Origin of the sequence: Halomonas sp. AOP22-C1-8 (assembly GCF_052378905.1) — a bacterium.
Taxonomy (GTDB): Bacteria; Pseudomonadota; Gammaproteobacteria; order Pseudomonadales; family Halomonadaceae; genus Vreelandella; species Vreelandella citrativorans.
On record NZ_JBQSYD010000002.1, the window covers coordinates 154,695 to 174,127 of the forward strand.

The window sequence follows — 19,433 nt, forward strand, 5'->3', positions numbered from 1 at the left end:
CCCGTTGGGTGCCCAGCACCTTGCTGAATATGCTTGAAGTAGTGAGCTTAAAAAATCACATTTCCGTTTGATTCAGTTCAGTAACCCCCATCTGAGAGGTTTCGCTTCACCGCGCATGTTATCAGAGTGAAACCTCTGCTTTTGTGATGGTGACGGGAATGGATTTATAAGCAGGGACCTCGCTTTCGTGGTCCTTGTCATCCAGACCAACAAGGCAGTTGGCTTCTGGAAAATACGTTGCCAATGAACCACGCGAAATCGAATAATCCACCAGTGTCAGCCCTGCCAAAATTCGATCTCCTGACCGTACATCGACGACATCACCTTCTTCGAGCCCCAAGTCTGCTAGATCATCACGATTTGCGAACAGTACATCACGCCTGCCGTGGACGCCTCGATAACGGTCATTCAAGCCGTATATTGTTGTATTGTATTGATCATGGCTACGTATGGTGGTCAGTGTGAGTGCTGTATCATCGCGTCCGTCATCCTCGTCTGTACCCGACATGACAAGGAAATGCGCTTTGCCGTCAGGCGTATCCCATTCTCGCTGACTTGCACCAACTCTCAGACGAAAGCCGCCTGGTTTTTGAATACGCTCATTGAAGTCAAAGAAATCCGGAAAAACAGCCTCAATTTTGTCACGGATTTGGTTGTAGTCGGCAATCAGTGCCTTCCAGTCGACGGCCGTTTCGGGCAGTGTTGCCATGGCGAGGCCTGCAATAATGGCGGGCTCTGAGCGCAGTTCATCTGATGCGGGTTTTAGGCCACCCCTTGATGCATGGACCATCGACATTGAATCTTCGACAGTGATGCTTTGTGGGCCCGTTTCCTGGATATCATGCTCGGTTCGGCCTAAGCACGGTAGGATGATGGTTTCATGTGCTGTCAGCAGGCAGGTTCTGTTGAGTTTTGTGACAATCTGGATGTTGAGGTCAAGGCTGCGGAAGGCATCGTAGGCGATTTTGGGATCGCTCATGGCGACGGCAAAGTTACCGCCCAAACCGATGAATGTCTTTGATCGTCCATCACGCATTGCAGCCAGTGCGTTGACTGCATTATGACCATGGGCACGAGGGCTTTTAATACCGAATGCCTTATCTAGCCGCGACAGAAATGCCTCGTTTGGAATTTCTGTGATGCCGACCGTTCTATCACCTTGAACATTGGAGTGGCCCCGTAATGGGCAAATTCCAGCACCGGGACGTCCCATGTTTCCACGTAGTAGCAGCAGATTGGCCATTTGCTGGATGGCTTCGGTCCCGTGCCGGTGCTGCGTGATACCCATGCCATAGCAAAAGATAACGTTCTCAGCAGATGCATAGGTGTCTGTAAGCGCTTCAATTTGCTCACGCGGCAGGCCCGAACGGCGAATAATGGTATCCCAGTCTGTATTTTCAATATCCGACTTCAGCGCCTCGAAGCCGACCGTGTGTTCGGCAATAAAAGAGCGATCAAGCAGGCCGCTCCCACCTGCGGCCATGTCTTTCGAGTCAGCGTCAAACAACGATTTCATAATGCCTTTGAACACGGCTACGTCGCCGCCGACCTTCACTTGAAAGTAAGCGCGATCAATACCTGTTGCGCTATCAGTGAGCATTTCACCAGGCGATTGTGGGTCCTGAAACCGCTCCAGGCCTCGTTCACGTAATGGATTAATAACCACCACCGGCTTTCCGCGCTTCGAGACATCCGCAAGTGTTCTGAGCATACGTGGGTGGTTGGTTCCAGGATTGTGTCCTATACAGAAAACGGCATCAGCCTGTTCAAAATCATTAAGCGTCACTGTCCCTTTACCGATGCCAATCGATTTTGGTAGCCCGATACTGGTCGGCTCATGACACATGTTGGAACAGTCGGGAAAATTATTCGAGCCGAATTCACGTGCAAAAAGCTGATAGAGAAAAGCAGCTTCGTTGGACGCCCGCCCTGAGGTATAGAACTCCGCTTGCGTAGGATCGTCGAGATTATTCAGAGCTTCTGCAGCCCGGCTAAATGCTTCTTCCCAGCTTACTGGAACGAAACGATCGGTTTCGGCATCAAAACGTACGGGCTGGGTCAAGCGCCCTTGATTTTCCAGCTGGTGATCCGACCATTCCCAAAGCTCTGAAACAGTGTGTGTTTCAAAGAATTCTGACGTGACGCGCTTGGATGTCGCCTCCCAGGTGACGGCCTTGGCGCCATTTTCGCAAAATTCGAACGATGACGTGTGCTCGGGGTCCGGCCATGCACAGCCTGGGCAGTCAAAGCCATCGGGCTGATTCATTTGCAATAATGCGCGCGTATGGGTACTCAGCCCCATTTCTTCACGCACAGCTTCGGCGACAGCTTTGAGTGCTCCCCACCCGCCAGCCGGTTTATTATAAATCTTGATTCCTTTGGCCATCGCTGGATCGTCCCCCGGTTTGTTTTAAAGCATTTAATCAATCATTGGCAATATATATTAATTCTTAATGTTAGCTTAGCAAATGCTTTCGGCAAAACCGATTATTTTATATTTTGGGGAAACTGCCTGCCACAATAATGCATTATGTGTGGCTCGCTAATGATTTTGTCTATCGAGAACGCTTTAAAACGAAAAATGAAGTAAATGTGAGAAGGCTGCACAGGTTGGTGACACGGACATGTCACTTTTCACACCAAGAGATTTGTTGCCAAGGAAAGAGCGGGGCTTGCTCGTACTCAAGTGCAAACTATTGGCATCAGTACACTGCTGAGCGTTATCCATTTCAAGGAGAGCCGTATGGACCGTATTTTTGCGTGGGATGATCATCATAACCGAGCGGTTTATCGCATACCCGGTTGTACTCATAAGGATGGACGTGAGGATAGCGATTTGTCGCCAGTATGGTTACCTGCAAAGGAGTCTGAGTTGCCGGAAAATGTGCGCCTTGAAGATCTTCGAAAAGTGTCGGTGGACGAGTAAGTGAAAAAGCAAGAAAGTGCACTGGCGAGCTTAATCATATGCCCTGCCAGTGCCACTCCAATATTACGGTGTTAATATGTCAATGACTTTAACTTCATAATTGTCATCATGAATGGCGACTACCTTGATAAGAACGTCTCTCGACACCTGTTTGTATTTATCACGTTTATCAACTAGGCCAAAATGCTCTCGCTCCTCGCCGACAGTTAATGCGTCATTAAAATCCGTTTTTGGCAACATGAGTATATCGTCAATCATTATGGACATGGTATTTCTCCATCAGCCGTCGTTATTTCGTGCTACATCTTTTTTTAGGACTCCGTTAGAACGTTTTAGTTTGCTTGTGATCACACAATGGCTGCGTTAAAGGTGGCTTTAATGTTTGTTAATTTAGCGATAGAAAAGCCGCCGACAAATGGCGTGAGCGGCTTTTAGGGAAAGCATAACGAATGAGCAGGTTACTCGCCAGCCTCAAGATCGGCTAGGGCTGCCGCGACAGCTTCTTCCCATTGGCCTTCCGTTATTCCCCAGTGCTTCATTTCAGCCGGATCAGCCTTACCTTCGGCTGCTGCACGGAGCTTTTCAACTGAGCTACTTTCAAGGCAGTGTTTTGCAAAGGCTTTTGTCATTCCGTCATGTAGTTGATCAATCATCTGCATAGCTAGCTCCATCCCTTGGTTAGTGCCGGGCTTGATAAAGGTAAGACAGACTAGAGTGTAGATTGTTTCTTATTTTTTGCTTTAGGATCCTAATCTTAGAGCATCAAGTTTGGAGTAGCGTATCAATAATAATTTTAATGGCGATACCCGTAAGCAGCAGCATGATTAAATTATCAAACCAACGGTGTGGCATTCGATTCCCCAGGTAGGCGCCCAGCGGCATGGCCGTCAAAATGATGCCTAGAGCAATGACGCTATAAAGCGAACGCTGCATGGTCAGTATGTCAGTCTTTAAGAGCGCGGGAATTTGCACGCAGGTAATCGCCACAAAAAAGACGGAAATTGAGCCAATAAACACAGGCCTTTCCAGCTTCATCGCATTCAAAAATGTAATTGAAGCGGGAGCGGACATGCCCGCAGCGCCTTGCAATATACCGCCCAGTAAGCCAACCGGGATGACGATTCGTGAAGCCAGTGCATAGGAAAGCACCAAGCGCCGTCTTGTTAGTTTGATGATTAGATACAAGACAATCGCGCCAGCAACGCCTAACGAAAGCAGCTTTGGAGAGAGAACCACTAATCCCCAGGTGCCCAGAATAATACCCAACGCGCCCGCTATCGAAAAAGCAGCCAGAAACCGGATGGGCAGTAGGTAGCGCCGGTATTGCCACACCTGAAGTAGGTTACTAAGCAGGTTGGGAACAACCAGTACGGCAATCGCGAGCTTAACGTCATAAAGCATGGTAAATACCGGCACAACCAACACCGGTACACCCGAACCAATAGCACCTTTAATAATGCCAGCAGCTAACAGCGTCAATAGGGCGATGAGCAAGGTTTTCTTCCGGGCAAAAGTGAAGCAGCCGATTTCTCGGCTGCAGATATTGGCAATTGTGCTGCAAATAGCGCCTTGGAGCCGCGGTTATTTTAAAACATAACACGGCGTGTAGGGTTGGCCATCAAGCTTCATGCGTCCTTGGGCAACAAATGAGGTGAGTAACTCGTCCAGGCGCTGCATCAGGGCAGGTTCTGCGGTTAGCACAAAGGGACCGTGTGCTTTAATGGCTTTAATGCCTTGTTCCTTGACATTTCCAGCCACAATCCCAGAAAAGGCACGACGAAGATTGGCGGCAAGTTCATGCTTGGGCTGCTGGCGATGCAGAGCGAGTTCACGCATGGCTTCGTGTGTAGGTTCGAAGGTCGCTTGAAAATCTCGTGCAATGGTGAGGCGCCAATTATAGTAAAAGGCATCCTGCTGATTGCGCCGGAACTCTCTAATGGTATCAATCCCGGTACGCATCTTACGGGCGACCGCCACCGGGTCACCGATAATGATAGTGTAGTAGCGACGAATTTCTTCACCCAGGGTATAGACCAGAAATTCGTCTATTTTTTGGAAATACGCTGCCGAATCTGCAGGCCCTGTGAAAATGAGAGGAAAGGGCGTTTCGCTGTTATTGGGGTGCAGCAGTATGCCGAGTAGATACAAAATTTCTTCAGCCGTACCGACCCCGCCAGGAAAGACGATAATGCCATGGCCTAGACGTACAAACGCTTCCAAGCGCTTTTCAATGTCAGGCATGACGACGAGCTCATTAACAATGGGATTGGGGGCTTCTGCGGCAATAATGCCTGGCTCGGAAATCCCTAGATAACGGCTATCCTGACGCCGCTGTTTGGCATGAGCAACATTTGCGCCTTTCATCGGTCCTTTCATGGCGCCTGGCCCGCAGCCGGTGCAGATATCTAAATCGCGTAGCCCAAGATGGTAGCCAACATCTTTTGAATACTCGTACTCATCACGTGAAATTGAGTGCCCGCCCCAGCAAACGACTAAGCTTGGGTCACGCCCAGGTTTTAACGTGCCGGCTTTACGCAAAATATGAAAAACGGCGTTAGTGGTTCCTTCTGCCGTATTAAGGTCAAAGCGGTTGTGGTTCTGGATCTCATTATATACGTAGACAATATCGCGAATAATGGAGGAAAGGTGCTCACGAATGCCGCGTATCATCTGGCCATCGACAAAGGCTTCCGCGGGCGCATTGGTCAGCTTTAAGCGAATTCCTCTATCCTGTTGTAACACCTCAATATCAAAATCTTTATACGCTTCAAGAATAGCCACACTGTCATCGGTGGGCCTTCCGCAATTCAAGACAGCCAGTGCACAGCGGCGCAGTAAATCATGTAAGCCGTTTTGTGAGGTGCTTTGTAGCCGATTAACCTCGTGCTGTGAAAGCACTTCAAGGCTTCCTTCGGGAGAGATAATGCTAGAGATAGTGGCACGAGGCTGGATAATTGATGTCATTAGTGCGTCGATTCCTGGTCATTTTTTTAACTCATTGCATACTAGCACGCTAAAGCGATGGGTACAGCGCAACCAGTGACAAGCCCAACTGTGCTACTCTATGCGCAAAATACGCGCACACGGTGGCTATAGAAAATGGCGTTTTATTATGTTTAATGCCCAGTATTTTCGGACATTTATTACGTTAGTTGAGACCGGTAGTTTTACACGTACGGCACATCGCCTGGAGATGACCCAGCCCGGGGTTAGTCAGCATGTACGTAAATTGGAAAACTACCTTGATAAAACGCTAATTGAGCGTAAAGGGCGAAGTTTTACCTTAACGGAATCGGGTCGCCGTGCTTACGATTACGCGTTAAAACTCTTTGCTGAGCATGAACAATTTCGTCATGGCTTGGATGATGACTCCCTGGACAGTGGTGAGTGCCGTATTGCGTCGCCTGGAAGTGTTGGTCTCATGCTGTATCCGTTTATGTTAGGTCAGCAGCAAATGCATCCTAACTTAACCGTTAATTATAGCTTTGCGTTTAACCATGAAATTGTGAATGACTTGCTGGAAGGGCGCTACGATATAGGTATCGTGACGGACGCGCTCAACCATCCTGACCTTACCTGCACGCTATGGCATAAAGAGCCGCTGTGCCTAGTGGTGCCCGCTGATTTTGCCGGGAGTACGCTGTCTGATTTAATGGGCATCGGCTTTCTTAACTACTACGATGGCATTAACCACGCGTATTCACTGTTGAGAGCGAATTATCCAGGTGAGTTTCGCTCAATGACACATTTTCGCTACCAGGGGTTTACCAACGAAGTCGGCATGGTGCTGGATGCGGTTGCTCGCGGGCTTGGGTTTACAGTGGTTTCTTTATTGGTCTTGGAAACGTCACCGTGGCAACGTCAGGTGAAAGCGTTAACCTTACCCATTGCGGTGAATGAAGAGCTCTATCTGCTACGTCGGCGTGACTCCGTACTTCCTAAACGCTATGAAAAACTGTTGGATGGTTTTTGTAAGCAACGCATCCAGGAAAGAACGCCTCTGGTACCCGAATAAGGGCTCAAAGGCGTTCACTTGCTGAAGCGTTGGCTTACGTATTAGGCGCCTAGCGTGTTTTACCAGAATGCGCGGAAAGCCCCGTACTTCTAGTGCGGGGATGTAGAGCGCGTCGCCCGTCAGGGCGACCTAGTTTGGGCGGGCTTGCTGCTCGATGTATTGCCGCACAACCGATATAGGTGCGCCGCCTACGCTGCCAGCAAAGTAGCTTGGGCTCCATAGGGCGTTCTTCTGGTACGCCGGCTTCACCAAATCAGGGTGCATTAATTTGAGCCTTCGGCTTGAAACCCCTTTCAAGCTGTTCACCAAGCGAGATAGCGCCACCTTAGGCGGGTAGTTCACCAGTAGGTGGACATGATCGGTTCCGCCATTGAACTCCACCAGCTCTGCCTCGAAGTCTGCGCATACGCGACGGAAGAGCTCTTCAAGAGACTCCAAGTGTTCGGCGCTGAAGATACTGCCCCTGTACTTGGTAACAAAGACCAAGTGTGCATGGAGCATGAAAACACAGTGCCTGCCGGTTCTGTAAGGTTGTTTGGTATCCATAGGCCAAGTATAATCGAAGCTATGAAACAGACCAAGACCCTCAAAGTGCGCATCAAAGACAAGCACGCTGCCCAGCTCAACGGCATGGCGCGCAGCGTGAACTTTGTCTGGAACTATGTGAACGAATTAAGCGCTCGCGCCATTCGTGAACGCGGTCTGTTTCTGTCTGCCTACGATATTCAGAAGTACACGAATGGCGCGGGCAAAGACCTTGGGCTACACAGCCAGACCTTGCAGGAAGTTGCACGGGAATACGCCACCCGCCGCAAACAGTTCAAGAAGCCTCGGCTGGCATGGCGCAAGTCCGGTGGCATGCGCCGCTCGTTGGGCTGGGTGCCCTTCAAGTCCGGTGCCGCCAAGTGGAAGAACGGGCAAGTGTTCCACAACGGCAGCTACTTCAAGGTCTGGGACAGCCATGGCCTCAGCCAATATAGGTTCCGCTCGGGTAGCTTCAACGAGGATGCTCGGGGGCGCTGGTACTTCAATGTCGTGGTCGGGGTCGATGTCCAGCCCTCGACCGGCCAAGGCGCTGTCGGCATCGACTTGGGTCTGAAGGACGTGGCGACTTGTAGCGATGGTGAGCGTCTTGAGAACGGTCGCTTCTACCGCGATATGCAAGACAAGCTGGCGACGGCCCAGCGTTCTCGCAACAAAAAACGCATCAAAGCCATCCATGCCAGGATCAAGAACCGTCGCCAGGATGCGCTACACAAGTTCTCTCGTCAGTTGGTCAACCAGCATGGCGAAATCTATGTGGGTGATGTATCGCCCGTGAAACTCGCGAAGACCCGGATGGCCAAGTCGGTGCTGGACGCTGGTTGGGGCCAACTCAAGACGATGCTGGAATACAAGTGCGACCACGCAGGCATCGTCTATCGAGAGGTTCGCGAGGCATACACCAGCCGCACCTGCTCGTCGTGCGGGTCGCTCAGCGGCCCTCAAGGCGTAAACGGGCTGCGAATAAGAGAGTGGGAGTGCTTGGAGTGTGGTGTCCTCCAAGATCGGGACATGAATGCGGCTCGGAACATCCTATCTCTCGGGGCAGGACGTTGCCCTCCTGTAGTGGGAATCCCCCGCCTTTAGGCGGGGGAGGACGTCAATTCCGGTATTCATCAATACCCGGGCAAGAACAAATAAGCTGACGATCCCCAAATACATTATCCACCCGATTAACGGTTGGCCAGTATTTGGCTGCAGTGACTGCCTCAGTGGGAAAAGCGCCCAGTTGGCGGTCATAAGGCCGCTCCCACTGGCTGTCCATAATGTCGGCCTGTGTGTGGGGGGCGTTAACCAACGGGTTGTTATCCAGCGTCCACTCGCCACTTTCAACACGCTTGATCTCTTCGCGGATGGCAATCATGGCATCGCAGAATCGGTCAATTTCATAGAGCGACTCGGACTCGGTCGGCTCTATCATCAGTGTGCCTGGCACCGGAAATGACATGGTGGGCGCATGGAAGCCATAGTCCATCAACCGCTTGGCAATATCTTCCTCACTGATACCTGACGCTGCTTTTAGTGGGCGAATATCAATAATGCATTCGTGGGCAACCATGCCGTTAGTTCCCCGATAGAGAATGGAGTAGGACTCCTCCAGGCGCTTGGCGGTGTAGTTAGCGTTCAAAATGGCTAACTGTGTTGCCTCGCGAAGCCCTCGGGCGCCCATCATTTTAATATAGGCCCACGAGATAGGCAGGATGGATGCGCTGCCAAACGCTGCCGCTGAGACGGCACCGCTCTCTGGGTTAACGCCATTGATAGGTGTCACCACGTGGTTGGAGACATAAGGCGCCAAGTGAGCTTTTACGCCGATAGGCCCCATACCCGGGCCGCCGCCGCCGTGGGGAATGCAGAAGGTCTTATGTAGGTTAAGGTGCGATACGTCGCCCCCGAAGTCGCCAGGGCGCGTGAGCCCCACTTGAGCATTCATATTGGCGCCATCGACATACACTTGGGCACCGTGCTGATGCACCACGTCACAGACCTTGCGCACATGAGATTCGAAAACACCATGAGTCGACGGGTAAGTAATCATGATCGCCGAGAGCTTATCACTATGCTGGGCGGCTTTGTCCATTAGGTCATTTATATCGATATTGCCGTTCTGATCACACTCTACAACGACCACCTCCATGCCCACCATGGCCGCTGTTGCCGGGTTGGTACCATGGGCAGAGCTTGGGATCAGGCACACATTACGGTGTGCTTCGCCTTGCGCAGCCTGGTAACGGCGAATGGCCAGCAGGCCCGCGTACTCACCCTGCGCGCCCGAGTTAGGTTGCATGGAAATATGATCGTAACCGGTGATTTCTACCAGAAACGCGGCCAGTTCATCAATCATCTGATGATAGCCAGCGACCTGGTCGCGCGGCGCAAACGGGTGCAAGTCTGCAAACGCAGGCCAGGAAATAGGGATCATTTCGCTGGTAGCGTTAAGTTTCATGGTGCAAGAGCCTAAAGGGATCATCGCATGGGCAAGCGACAAGTCCTTATTCTCCAGGCGTTTTAGATAACGCAGCATTTCTGTTTCGCTGCGGTATCGGTTAAAGGTGGGGTGGCTCAGAAAACCACTTTCCCGCTGGCAGGCGGCGGGGATGCCCGTGGTGGCGCTGGCAATTACCTGCTCATCCAGCGCTGCGACAGAAAGCCCGTGTTCATTGCCCAGCAGCACATCAAATAGGGTGGCAACATCGTGTGCGGTGGTTGTTTCATCCAGGCTGATGCCTACATCGCCATTGGCGAAGTAGTGGAGATTGACATCGTGCGTCATGGCGCGACCATGAATTTTACCTGCATCTACCTGAGTTAAGCGCAGCGTATCAAACCAGCTGTTATGCACTAGCGCAACGCCAGATTGCTGCAAGCCTTGAGCAAGCAACGTGGTGAGCCGATGGACACGCCCAGCAATTTTACGCAGCCCTTCAGCACCATGGTAGGTCGCGTAGAACCCTGCGATATTGGCTAAAAGAGCCTGCGCCGTGCAGATGTTGGAGGTGGCCTTTTCGCGACGGATATGCTGCTCGCGCGTCTGCATGGCCATCCGCAGGGCGGTGTTGCCTCGGCTATCTTTGGATACACCGATAATACGCCCGGGAATAGAGCGCTTAAGCTTATCTGAGGTGGCAAAGAACGCCGCATGTGGGCCACCAAAGCCCATCGGCACCCCAAAACGCTGCGAATTGCCAATCACGATATCCGCACCTAACGCGCCGGGTTCCTTGAGAAGCACCAGACTCAGCAAGTCAGAGGCTACACAGGTCATGATATTATGGGCAGTGGCCGCCTTTAACAGAGGTGCCAAGTCACGTACTTCGCCGCTGGCGGAAGGGTACTGAAGCAACGCGCCAAACACATCATGGTCGGCAAGCGTATCGGCAGGCCCTGTAATGATTTCAAAACCAAAAAAATCAGCGCGGTTTTTTACGACATCAAGGGTTTGCGGAAAAATATCGTCGGCAATAAAGAAAGCGTTGGATTTGCTCTTTTTATTACTCCGCTTACATAGCGCCATGGCTTCTGCGGCTGCCGTGGCCTCATCCAGTAATGAAGCATTGGCAAGCTCCATTCCGGTCAGGTCCATAATAACCTGCTGAAAGTTTAATAATCCCTCCAACCGGCCTTGAGAAATTTCTGGCTGATAGGGCGTATAAGCGGTGTACCAACCCGGGTTTTCGAGCACATTACGTTGAATAACCGCTGGCATATGCGTGCCGTAATAGCCCTGGCCAATATAGCTTTTAGCAACACGGTTCTGGCGAGCCAGCTGGCCTAAGTACTCAAGCGCTTCAGCCTCACTACGTGGATCATCCAGGTTCAGTTCACGGCCAAGGCGAATGTCGCTGGGTATGGTTTGCTCAATCAGATCTTCCATGCGCTTGATATTGAGCACGTTTAACATGGTATCTACGTCGTCGGCATTCGGGCCGTTATGACGTTTGATAAAAGCATCGTGGTCGGCCAGTTCGGACAAGCGGCGTGTTTCAAATGACATGGGAAGATTCCGAGCGAGAAAGAGAAGCGTGGTAGAGGCATAAAATACAAAGCCTGCCGTAAAGGGCAGGCTTTGCGGTATTAATCGTCAGTGCTTAATGTGGCCTGATAAGCATCAGCATCCAGTAAACCGTCCAGGTTCTGGTCGGTCAGGCGTACCTTCATCAGCCAGCCGCCTTCATAGGGTGCGTCGTTCACCGTTTCGGGTGAGTCTTCAAGCGCGTCATTAATTTCGATAACTTCCCCGCTTACCGGGGCGTAGAGGTCGGAAGCCGCCTTTACTGATTCAATAACGCCGAACTCTTTGCCCTGGGTAAGCGTTTGACCTACTTCGGGTAGTTCAACAAATACCACATCGCCAAGCGCTTCTTGGGCGTGGTCACTAATCCCTACGCTGACGGTGCCGTCTTGATGATCAAGTACCCATTCATGGCTTTTCGCGTAACGCAGATTTGAAGGAAGGTTGCTCATGATGATTCCCTTTATGAAACAATTGACTGGACAGGCTAATACTAGCGCTTGTCGGAAGTCTTGGCGACTACCAGCGTGCCAGCCAATAAACGAATTTTTAAGCATGTTAACGTGTTTCTGATCGGAAACAAGTTTCCTGTGAGCTAAAAAATGCTCAGCAAGGGAGATTTTATGACCCAGCGTGCCTATCGGGCGGGGAGGTACGAAGGCATTTACTATTTAGAAGGGCCTAAGCATAGAAGCGAACAGGGATAATGGTGTAAAACATACAGGTGGTTCACCTGAGCATGTTAATAATTGCCTCTATCATGCTATTAAAGATGGGGCGTGCCCATGACATCGCTATATTAGCTAAACAAAATAATCGTGAATGCCCGTTTTCTGACGGCCAAACATCTATAAAAATTGAACGAATAGGGTAAGGAGAAGCGTGTGGAAACGTTAAATAGCCTTTTTGGGGCGATCAATGGCGTCGTATGGGGGCCATTGATGTTGATTTTGCTACTGGGTGTGGGGATCTACCTACAAATTGGTTTAAAATTAATGCCCATCAGAAAGTTGGGCATGGGGTTCAAGCTACTTTGGCAGGGGCGTGAGCCTAAACCTGCCCACAAGGACGCCGTCGCTAAGGCTGGCGTCGACAAGTCCGATGAAGACGGCGAAATTTCTCCCTTTAATGCCCTGATGACGGCGCTTTCAGCCACCATCGGTACCGGCAATATTGCCGGTGTGGCCACCGCAATTGCATTAGGTGGCCCAGGTGCTGTGTTTTGGATGTGGATTACAGCGCTGGTGGGAATGGCAACAAAATTTGCCGAAGCGGTATTGGCTGTACGCTATCGTGAAACAGATAATACCGGCCACCACGTAGGTGGTCCCATGTTTTATATTAAAAACGGGCTGGGTAAAAAGTGGCTTTGGCTTGGCGGTCTGTTCTCGTTTTTTGGTGCTGTCGCAGCCTTTGGTATTGGTAATACGGTGCAGTCTAACTCGGTCGCTGATGCGATGGACGTCACCTTTGGCGTACCGCATTGGCTTACCGGTGTCATCATCATGGTATTGGCCGGCGCGGTCATTCTAGGTGGCATCAAGCGGATTGCGAAAGTCGCTGGGAAGCTCGTACCGATCATGGGGATAGCCTATGTGATTGCCGGTGTGCTGGTGCTGATTGTTAACGCAGGGCAAATCGGCGAGGCCTTTAGTCTGATCTTCTACTACGCCTTTAACCCCATGGCGGCGGCAGGTGGTTTTGCGGGTGCCGCTGTGATGGCCGCTATTCGCTTCGGTGTGGCGCGGGGTATTTTCTCCAATGAGGCAGGTTTAGGTAGTGCGCCTATTGCTCATGCCGCGGCCAGAACTAAAAACCCGGTTCGCCAAGGGCTTATTGCCATGCTGGGCACCTTCATTGATACCATTATCGTTTGTACTATTACGGCACTGGTGATCCTGACCTCTACGGTATGGCAAACGGGTGAAGAAGGCGCATCGCTTACCGCGCTCTCCTTTGACCAGGCGCTGCCTGGATTCGGTAATCCCATTGTGGCTATCGCGCTGGCTATCTTTGCCTTCACGACTATTCTAGGCTGGTCGTTTTATGGCGAAAAATGTTTCCAGTTCCTGTTTGGAACGCGCTCTATCATGCTCTATCGCGTTCTGTTCGTATTAGCCATTCCACTGGGTGCTATTGCGCAGCTCGGCTTTATCTGGCTCATGGCCGACACCTTCAATGCCATGATGGCCATTCCCAACCTGATTGCGCTGGCGCTGCTTTCCCCGGTGGTTTTCAAGCTGACCAAAGACTACTTTGCGGGCAAGGAAGTGTTAGCCGGTGAAGAACTCGACCATGACAAGTAAGCGATATTGGCCGCTTAAGCAGTAATCGCATCGGGGAGTTATGACAATAGCTCCCCGTTGTTCGTTTTTACCAAGGAACTATCATGACCGATCTAAAGCATACGCCACTTCACGCACTGCACCTTGAACTCGGGGCAAAAATGGTGCCCTTTGCTGGATATGATATGCCGGTGCAGTATCCACTGGGGGTAAAAAAAGAGCATGAGCATACCCGGCAACAGTGTGGCCTCTTTGACGTTTCTCACATGGGGCAGATTCTTGTATCGGGGGAAGATACCGCCAAGGCGCTGGAAACACTGATTCCTGCGGATTTAGTGGGGCTCCCAAAAGGTGAGCAGCGCTATGGTCTGTTTACCAATACTGAAGGTGGAATTATTGATGACTTAATGGTCGTTAATGGTGGCGACCACTTCTATCTGGTGGTTAATGCTGCTTGTAAAGACCAGGATTTGGCGCATTTGCGGGAAAATTTGGGCGCCACCCACAAAATTGAGTTGTTAGACCGCGGCTTGCTTGCCCTGCAAGGCCCTCAGGCACATGCAGTTATGCAGCGCCTTTGCCCAGCGGCATGTGAACTGGTGTTCATGCAGCATCAACGTTTTACCATTGATGGGCATGAGGTATGGGTGAGCCGCAGTGGCTATACCGGCGAAGATGGGTTTGAAATTTCCGTAGCAGCCGATGCCTGTGAAGCGTTTGCCAAGCGCTTGTTGGCGGAGCCGGAAGTTGAGGCGATTGGGCTAGGCGCTCGTGATTCGCTGCGCCTGGAGGTCGGGCTATGCCTTTATGGGCATGATATGGATGCCACTACAACGCCAGTGGAAGCCGGATTGATTTGGGCGATTGGTAAGCCCCGTCGTCATGGGGGAGCGCGTTCGGCAGGTTTTCCTGGGGCAGATGTCATTCTTCATCAAATCGATGCCAGGGATCATTTACGCAAGCGTGTAGGGTTGCTGGCAGAAGGTAGGGCACCTATTCGAGAAGGCGCTGTGTTGCGGGATGCGGCAGGTAACGAAGTTGGAGTCGTAACGTCAGGCACGTTTGGGCCAAGCGTTGGGCATCCTGTCGCCATAGGGTATGTTAGCCGCGATTGGGAAGCGCCAGCAAGCCACGTGTTTGCGGATGTGCGTGGGAAACAACTGCCGATGACCGTGACGCCTATGCCCTTTGTTAAGCCCCGCTATTATCGCGGTTAAGTCAACCGTAAATAGTCGTTCTAGAAAACAAAGCCCCTTTTGATAAGAGGCTTTGTTCGTTTAGCAAGCGTGTTAACCAAGCATTGTGTTAACGCAGTACCTTGCTGGGATCGATCGGCTTGCCGCCCTGGCGTAAATCAAACAGCAGATCGTAACGTTGAGTGGTATTACTTTGGCCTACTTCACACAGTTCATCACCTGCTTTGACTTGCTGTCCGACCGAGACCAGCGTGCGTTCACACAGTGCATATACGGTTTGCAGATTATCAGCGTGGTGCACAATCACGACTTCACCTAGCTGGCGCATACCGTTTGCAAAGCGCACCTCGCCGGGGGCTACGGCCTGAGCACGCGCACCGGCTTGGGTCGCAAGCAGCATGGGTTGCAATGCTCCTCGGCTGTCTGCACCAAAACGTCTGACAATGCGGTAGTCTTCAAGCGGCCAAGGCCAGCGGCGCGCGGATGCGGGTAATGACGTAGAGGCCGGAGGCGACGCTGCCGGGGTGTTGCTAGAGGTACCGCTAGAGGGCGCCGGACGATTACTAGGCACTGGGCTACGCGTACCGCCGCTACTTAAAGGAACGCTGATAATTTGGCCTATCCTTAGTGCGGTGGGCGAAGCGCCGGGGTTGGCGCTCTGAATACGTCCACTGGTCGTGCCAAAATGTCGTGCTATGTTGGAGTACGTATCGCCAGGCCGGATTTGATAACGGTAAGGGCCGCCGGAGGGAGCACGCTCTTGTTGAGTAGGTATCATCAAGCGCTGGCCAATCGCGAGATGACGCGCATTGACGCCTGGATTAAAACGCTCCAGACGCTCAAGAGGTACGTTAGCCCGGTTAGCCAGTTTTCCTAGCGTATCTCCACGTTGAACGGCCACCCAGTTGCCACTGACTTGGCTCGCACTATGCGTAGGTACGGCATCGCGTTGGGAGGAAGAGGGCGACGAACCTGCACAGCCTGTTAATAAGCTAATTAGCAAGCAGACACCAAGCCTGACAGTTAGGCGTGATCGGATTGGCTGTCCAACAAGGCATCTTTTTCCTGCCAGAGTGAATTGGTCCATGCGTGGAAGCGTTCCTTATGCTGCTTTTCTTCGTGGTAGTCGGATTCGTGCATCCACTGGGGAATGGGCAATGTTCGTGCCTGTAGTGTAATAGGCGCTTCCTGACCGCATAAAAACCCCCAAAACGTTGGCGACGGGTTAGCGTAACTGATCGTTACGTCAAGAATACCATCCAATTGATCGCCAAGCAGGCTAAGTACCTGCGAAATCCCCCCTGCTTTTGGCCTTAACAAATGCTGATATGGGCTTTTCTGTGCATCGCGCTTCGCTATGGTAAACCGTGTGCCTTCGATGAAATTAAATATGGCGATGGGGGCGCTTCGTGCCCGGTGGCACATGGACGCTGTGGATTGGCGGTCTATCGTGGCAAGAGTGGGGTTCTTGGCGATCTGTTCACGGCTAAAGCGGCGCATAAACGGAAATTCAAGTGCCCAAAAGGCAAGACCTACAATCGGGATCCAGATCAATTGTCGTTTTAGAAAAAAGCGCGGCATAGGGATACGGCGGTGCAAGGCCATGAAAAGAATAAAAATGTCGGTCCAGCTACGGTGATTGGATATGACCAGCCACCATTGGTGTGGGCTCAACGATTCAGGAATCGAAAAAGTGACATCTGGCCTCAGCCAGCGCTTCATCCACCAAAGATTAGCGCCGATCCAGTTAAGGGCCACGGTGCATAAGCCGTCAAGTATCCATTTTCTAAAGCGTTTCACTGGGATAACGACTTTTAGAAAAGTGAGCGCAATAAGGGGAATGCCCCAAAAAAGCGTGGTGAGCGTGAACAGCGCAATGCTGACTAAGCCCTTGAAAATAGCCATATCCGTCCTTCAATGAAACGTATAACGATGCGATTAATGCTAATGGATCAATGCCATACTGCCCAGCACAATGGTAAAAAAGCACTTATTTTATTGTCGTTACCTTTGCGCGCTTCAAAAAGTAATTTTCTATCCAGCGACACTTCTGGCTCTTTAATGGCTAAGCTTAAGGCAGCCTGTGATAGGCATCACTTTTTGGGCTTGGGTAACCAGGTATAGTAATAGAGACAACACTGACAGTACCGATAAGCGCATTTTACGCACCACCGACAACGAGGCGAGGCATAATAATGGCTGGATTTGATAAACGTGTTGCTTCCTATGCCGAAGCGATGGAAGGTATCGAAGACGGAATGACCGTACTGGCTGGCGGCTTTGGCCTATGCGGAATACCAGAAAACCTGATAGCAGAAATAAAACGTCGAGGTGTTAAGAACCTGACGGTTGCTTCTAATAATTGCGGCGTTGATGGTTTTGGTTTGGGCGTTCTGCTTGAAGGTCGTCAAATCCGCAAAATATTTGCCTCTTATGTCGGCGAAAACGCGCTCTTTGAGCAGCAGATGCTCAACGATGACATTGAGGTTGTGCTTACCCCTCAAGGCACGCTGGCTGAAAAAATGCGGGCGGGTGGCGCAGGTATTCCAGCGTTCTATACCGCGACAGGCTACGGTACTCCCATTGGTGAAGGTAAGGAGGTGCGCGAATTTAACGGCCGCCACTACATCATGGAAGAAGCCATCGTCGGTGACTTCGCAATAGTAAAAGGCTGGAAAGCGGATCGTTATGGCAATGTCGTGTACCGCCATACAGCGCAAAACTTTAATCCCTTGGTGGCGACCGCTGGAAAAATCACAGTGGTGGAAGTTGAAGAAATTGTAGAGCCTGGTGAGCTTGAGCCCAGCCAGATCCATACCCCGGGTATTTATGTGGATCGGATTATTCAGGGTTCGTTTGAGAAACGCATCGAGAAACGCACGGTGCATGGCTAAATCGTTGACCGTTAACGGCTAAACAACTTTTTTAATCGCTCAATAATGAGGTTGCCACCATGGCTTTAACACGTGAACAGATGGCGCAGCGTGTTGCGCGTGAATTGGAAGATGGCTTTTACGTAAATTTGGGTATTGGTATTCCCACTCTGGTTGCCAACTACATTCCTGAAGGCATTGATGTGATGCTTCAGTCAGAAAATGGTTTATTGGGCATGGGGCGTTTCCCGACGGAGGAAGAGCTTGATGCTGACATGATTAATGCTGGTAAAGAGACGGTGACCGCTCGGCCTGGTGCTGCTATTTTTTCATCGGCAGAATCTTTTGCCATGATCCGCGGTGGGCATGTGGATCTCACCGTTTTAGGTGCGTTTGAAGTCGATCAGAATGGCAATATTGCGTCATGGATGGTGCCAGGCAAGTTGATTAAAGGAATGGGGGGCGCCATGGACCTGGTGGCTGGCGCTGAAAATATTATTTGCACGATGACCCACGCCTCCAAGCATGGCGAGTCGAAGCTGCTTGAGCAGTGTACTTTACCGCTGACGGGCGCTGGTTGTATTAACCGCGTTCTGACTGACTTGGCCTACCTGGAAATTAAAGACGGCGCCTTTGTGCTTAAAGAGCGCGCGCCCGGGGTCAGCATCGATGAAATTATCGAAAAAACGGCGGGTAAGCTGATAGTGCCTGACCATGTACCCGAAATGACGTTTGTGGAAGCGTAAACGCAAATGTAAGTACGTTACTTGTTTTAAGCAGCCTTGGCAGGCTGCTTAGACAATCTCACAGCGGGCATGGGCCGGAATGAGTATTTCGGCGATGCGTTCATGGCCCGCATCGATATGTTTTTGAGTCAGCGCCAGGCCGCCCAGGCAGAGACGATGCTCATCGCCATCACTAAAGATGATGCGTTGCGGCATGGCTGGATAAAAATGATGCTCAATAAGCGTCGAAAGCGCAAACACGCCGTTTTGCGGCTCTTTTTCACCGGGCATGCCTGTTTTTTCTAGCTGGTCATTAAGCGCTGTTAGCGTATCGCCGAGCTCGGCACAATCAAAGCCTGCATGGTGTAGGCGCGGGCCCATAACCGCCAGCCAGGCAGCAAGAGGGTGCGCCTTTAGAAGCTGCTGATATAGCGACCAGGAGGGCATGGGCCACGGACGACCGCGACAAAGTAAGTTGTGGCCCTTGCAGTCCTGTGGGTGTGATTGATTCACCAGCGCAGCCAGCGCCTCACGAGGCAGTTTTGACAGCGTCCCCAACTGTAGCTCAGCTAATACTAGCCAACTTCCTTGGTCATCAGGCGCGAGAAGGCGAATAAGAAGGCCCTTGTCAGCCATCGCATAATGAGCAACCTGACGATACCCCATGTGCGCCAACCGGTTATTCAAAACGGAAGCAGAAAAAGGACCATGGTTAAGCGTTACGAGCGTTAAGTATTCCGCCGTAGAGGAGAGAGGCCAAAGACGCAAACCGCCGATGTCGGGGTGCGAGTGAATATAGTCAAGCCAAAGCTGCTGTACGAATTCATCACGTTGCACGATGCTATCCTCGCCGCCTAA

Annotated in this window: 18 protein-coding genes; 7 read left to right on the forward strand and 11 right to left on the reverse strand. The window is 51.3% G+C overall.

What is annotated here, in order from left to right; genetic code table 11:
- Nucleotides 1–121: 121 nt before the first annotated feature.
- Nucleotides 122–2,386, reverse strand: a complete 2,265-nt coding sequence (locus ACT3TY_RS01885; RefSeq protein WP_444627203.1) for an FdhF/YdeP family oxidoreductase — start codon at nt 2,384–2,386, stop codon at nt 122–124.
- Nucleotides 2,387–2,743: 357 nt separating this feature from the next.
- Here ACT3TY_RS01885 and ACT3TY_RS01890 point away from each other — a divergent pair, with 357 nt between their 5' ends.
- Nucleotides 2,744–2,926 (forward strand): hypothetical protein, encoded by a 183-nt coding sequence (locus ACT3TY_RS01890; protein WP_444627204.1) that lies wholly within the window; start codon nt 2,744–2,746, stop codon nt 2,924–2,926.
- Between the two features lie 63 nt (nt 2,927–2,989).
- On the opposite strand, the gene ACT3TY_RS01895 is transcribed toward ACT3TY_RS01890, so the two are convergent.
- The 4 genes from ACT3TY_RS01895 to ppnN all read right to left on the reverse strand — a co-directional run bounded on the left by ACT3TY_RS01895 (nt 2,990) and on the right by ppnN (nt 5,890).
- On the reverse strand, nt 2,990–3,193 hold the full coding sequence (locus ACT3TY_RS01895; protein WP_087105510.1) for a hypothetical protein: 204 nt from the start codon (nt 3,191–3,193) through the stop codon (nt 2,990–2,992).
- A 191-nt stretch (nt 3,194–3,384) separates the two neighbouring features.
- Nucleotides 3,385–3,585, reverse strand: a complete 201-nt coding sequence (locus ACT3TY_RS01900) for a hypothetical protein (RefSeq protein ID WP_444627205.1) — start codon at nt 3,583–3,585, stop codon at nt 3,385–3,387.
- Nucleotides 3,586–3,688: 103 nt separating this feature from the next.
- On the reverse strand, nt 3,689–4,420 hold the full coding sequence (locus ACT3TY_RS01905; protein WP_444627206.1) for a TSUP family transporter: 732 nt from the start codon (nt 4,418–4,420) through the stop codon (nt 3,689–3,691).
- An 87-nt stretch (nt 4,421–4,507) separates the two neighbouring features.
- Nucleotides 4,508–5,890, reverse strand: coding sequence for a nucleotide 5'-monophosphate nucleosidase PpnN (gene ppnN, locus ACT3TY_RS01910; RefSeq protein WP_444627207.1), 1,383 nt, complete (start codon nt 5,888–5,890; stop codon nt 4,508–4,510).
- A 148-nt stretch (nt 5,891–6,038) separates the two neighbouring features.
- Here ppnN and ACT3TY_RS01915 point away from each other — a divergent pair, with 148 nt between their 5' ends.
- Nucleotides 6,039–6,941 carry a LysR family transcriptional regulator gene (locus ACT3TY_RS01915; protein WP_193053518.1) on the forward strand — a complete coding sequence of 301 codons (903 nt, stop codon included), beginning with the start codon at nt 6,039–6,041 and terminating at the stop codon, nt 6,939–6,941.
- 129 nt (nt 6,942–7,070) lie between these two features.
- Here the strand turns inward: ACT3TY_RS01915 and tnpA are convergent, their stop codons facing one another.
- Entirely contained in the window at nt 7,071–7,487 is a 417-nt protein-coding gene (gene tnpA, locus ACT3TY_RS01920) for an IS200/IS605 family transposase (protein ID WP_441679036.1), read from the reverse strand.
- A gap of 21 nt (nt 7,488–7,508) precedes the next feature.
- On the opposite strand from tnpA, the gene ACT3TY_RS01925 reads away from it, so the two are divergent.
- Entirely contained in the window at nt 7,509–8,570 is a 1,062-nt protein-coding gene (locus tag ACT3TY_RS01925; protein WP_441679037.1) for an RNA-guided endonuclease InsQ/TnpB family protein, read from the forward strand.
- Between the two features lie 13 nt (nt 8,571–8,583).
- On the opposite strand, the gene gcvP is transcribed toward ACT3TY_RS01925, so the two are convergent.
- Together gcvP and gcvH are read right to left on the reverse strand one after the other, a co-directional pair.
- Nucleotides 8,584–11,478, reverse strand: a complete 2,895-nt coding sequence (gene gcvP / locus ACT3TY_RS01930) for an aminomethyl-transferring glycine dehydrogenase (protein WP_444627208.1) — start codon at nt 11,476–11,478, stop codon at nt 8,584–8,586.
- Between the two features lie 80 nt (nt 11,479–11,558).
- Nucleotides 11,559–11,948, reverse strand: a complete 390-nt coding sequence (gene gcvH / locus ACT3TY_RS01935; protein ID WP_172116571.1) for a glycine cleavage system protein GcvH — start codon at nt 11,946–11,948, stop codon at nt 11,559–11,561.
- Nucleotides 11,949–12,380: 432 nt separating this feature from the next.
- Between gcvH and ACT3TY_RS01940 the strand changes: the two genes are divergently transcribed.
- The gene (locus ACT3TY_RS01940) at nt 12,381–13,802 is read left to right on the forward strand and encodes an alanine/glycine:cation symporter family protein (protein WP_193053520.1); all 1,422 of its coding nucleotides are present in this window, start codon (nt 12,381–12,383) and stop codon (nt 13,800–13,802) included.
- An 83-nt stretch (nt 13,803–13,885) separates the two neighbouring features.
- A complete protein-coding gene (gene gcvT, locus ACT3TY_RS01945; protein WP_444627209.1) occupies nt 13,886–14,998 on the forward strand; it encodes a glycine cleavage system aminomethyltransferase GcvT in 1,113 nt (370 codons plus the stop codon).
- Nucleotides 14,999–15,086: 88 nt separating this feature from the next.
- On the opposite strand, the gene ACT3TY_RS01950 is transcribed toward gcvT, so the two are convergent.
- The gene (locus ACT3TY_RS01950) at nt 15,087–15,878 is read right to left on the reverse strand and encodes a LysM peptidoglycan-binding domain-containing protein (protein ID WP_444627237.1); all 792 of its coding nucleotides are present in this window, start codon (nt 15,876–15,878) and stop codon (nt 15,087–15,089) included.
- A gap of 122 nt (nt 15,879–16,000) precedes the next feature.
- Nucleotides 16,001–16,882 carry an acyltransferase gene (locus tag ACT3TY_RS01955; protein ID WP_444627210.1) on the reverse strand — a complete coding sequence of 294 codons (882 nt, stop codon included), beginning with the start codon at nt 16,880–16,882 and terminating at the stop codon, nt 16,001–16,003.
- A gap of 290 nt (nt 16,883–17,172) precedes the next feature.
- On the opposite strand from ACT3TY_RS01955, the gene ACT3TY_RS01960 reads away from it, so the two are divergent.
- Entirely contained in the window at nt 17,173–17,871 is a 699-nt protein-coding gene (locus tag ACT3TY_RS01960) for a CoA transferase subunit A (RefSeq protein ID WP_444627211.1), read from the forward strand.
- Between the two features lie 59 nt (nt 17,872–17,930).
- A complete protein-coding gene (locus ACT3TY_RS01965) occupies nt 17,931–18,596 on the forward strand; it encodes a CoA transferase subunit B (protein WP_193053524.1) in 666 nt (221 codons plus the stop codon).
- A gap of 48 nt (nt 18,597–18,644) precedes the next feature.
- Here ACT3TY_RS01965 and ACT3TY_RS01970 read toward each other — a convergent pair whose 3' ends face one another.
- Nucleotides 18,645–19,412, reverse strand: a complete 768-nt coding sequence (locus ACT3TY_RS01970; RefSeq protein WP_193053525.1) for a DUF1338 family protein — start codon at nt 19,410–19,412, stop codon at nt 18,645–18,647.
- Nucleotides 19,413–19,433: the final 21 nt, after the last annotated feature.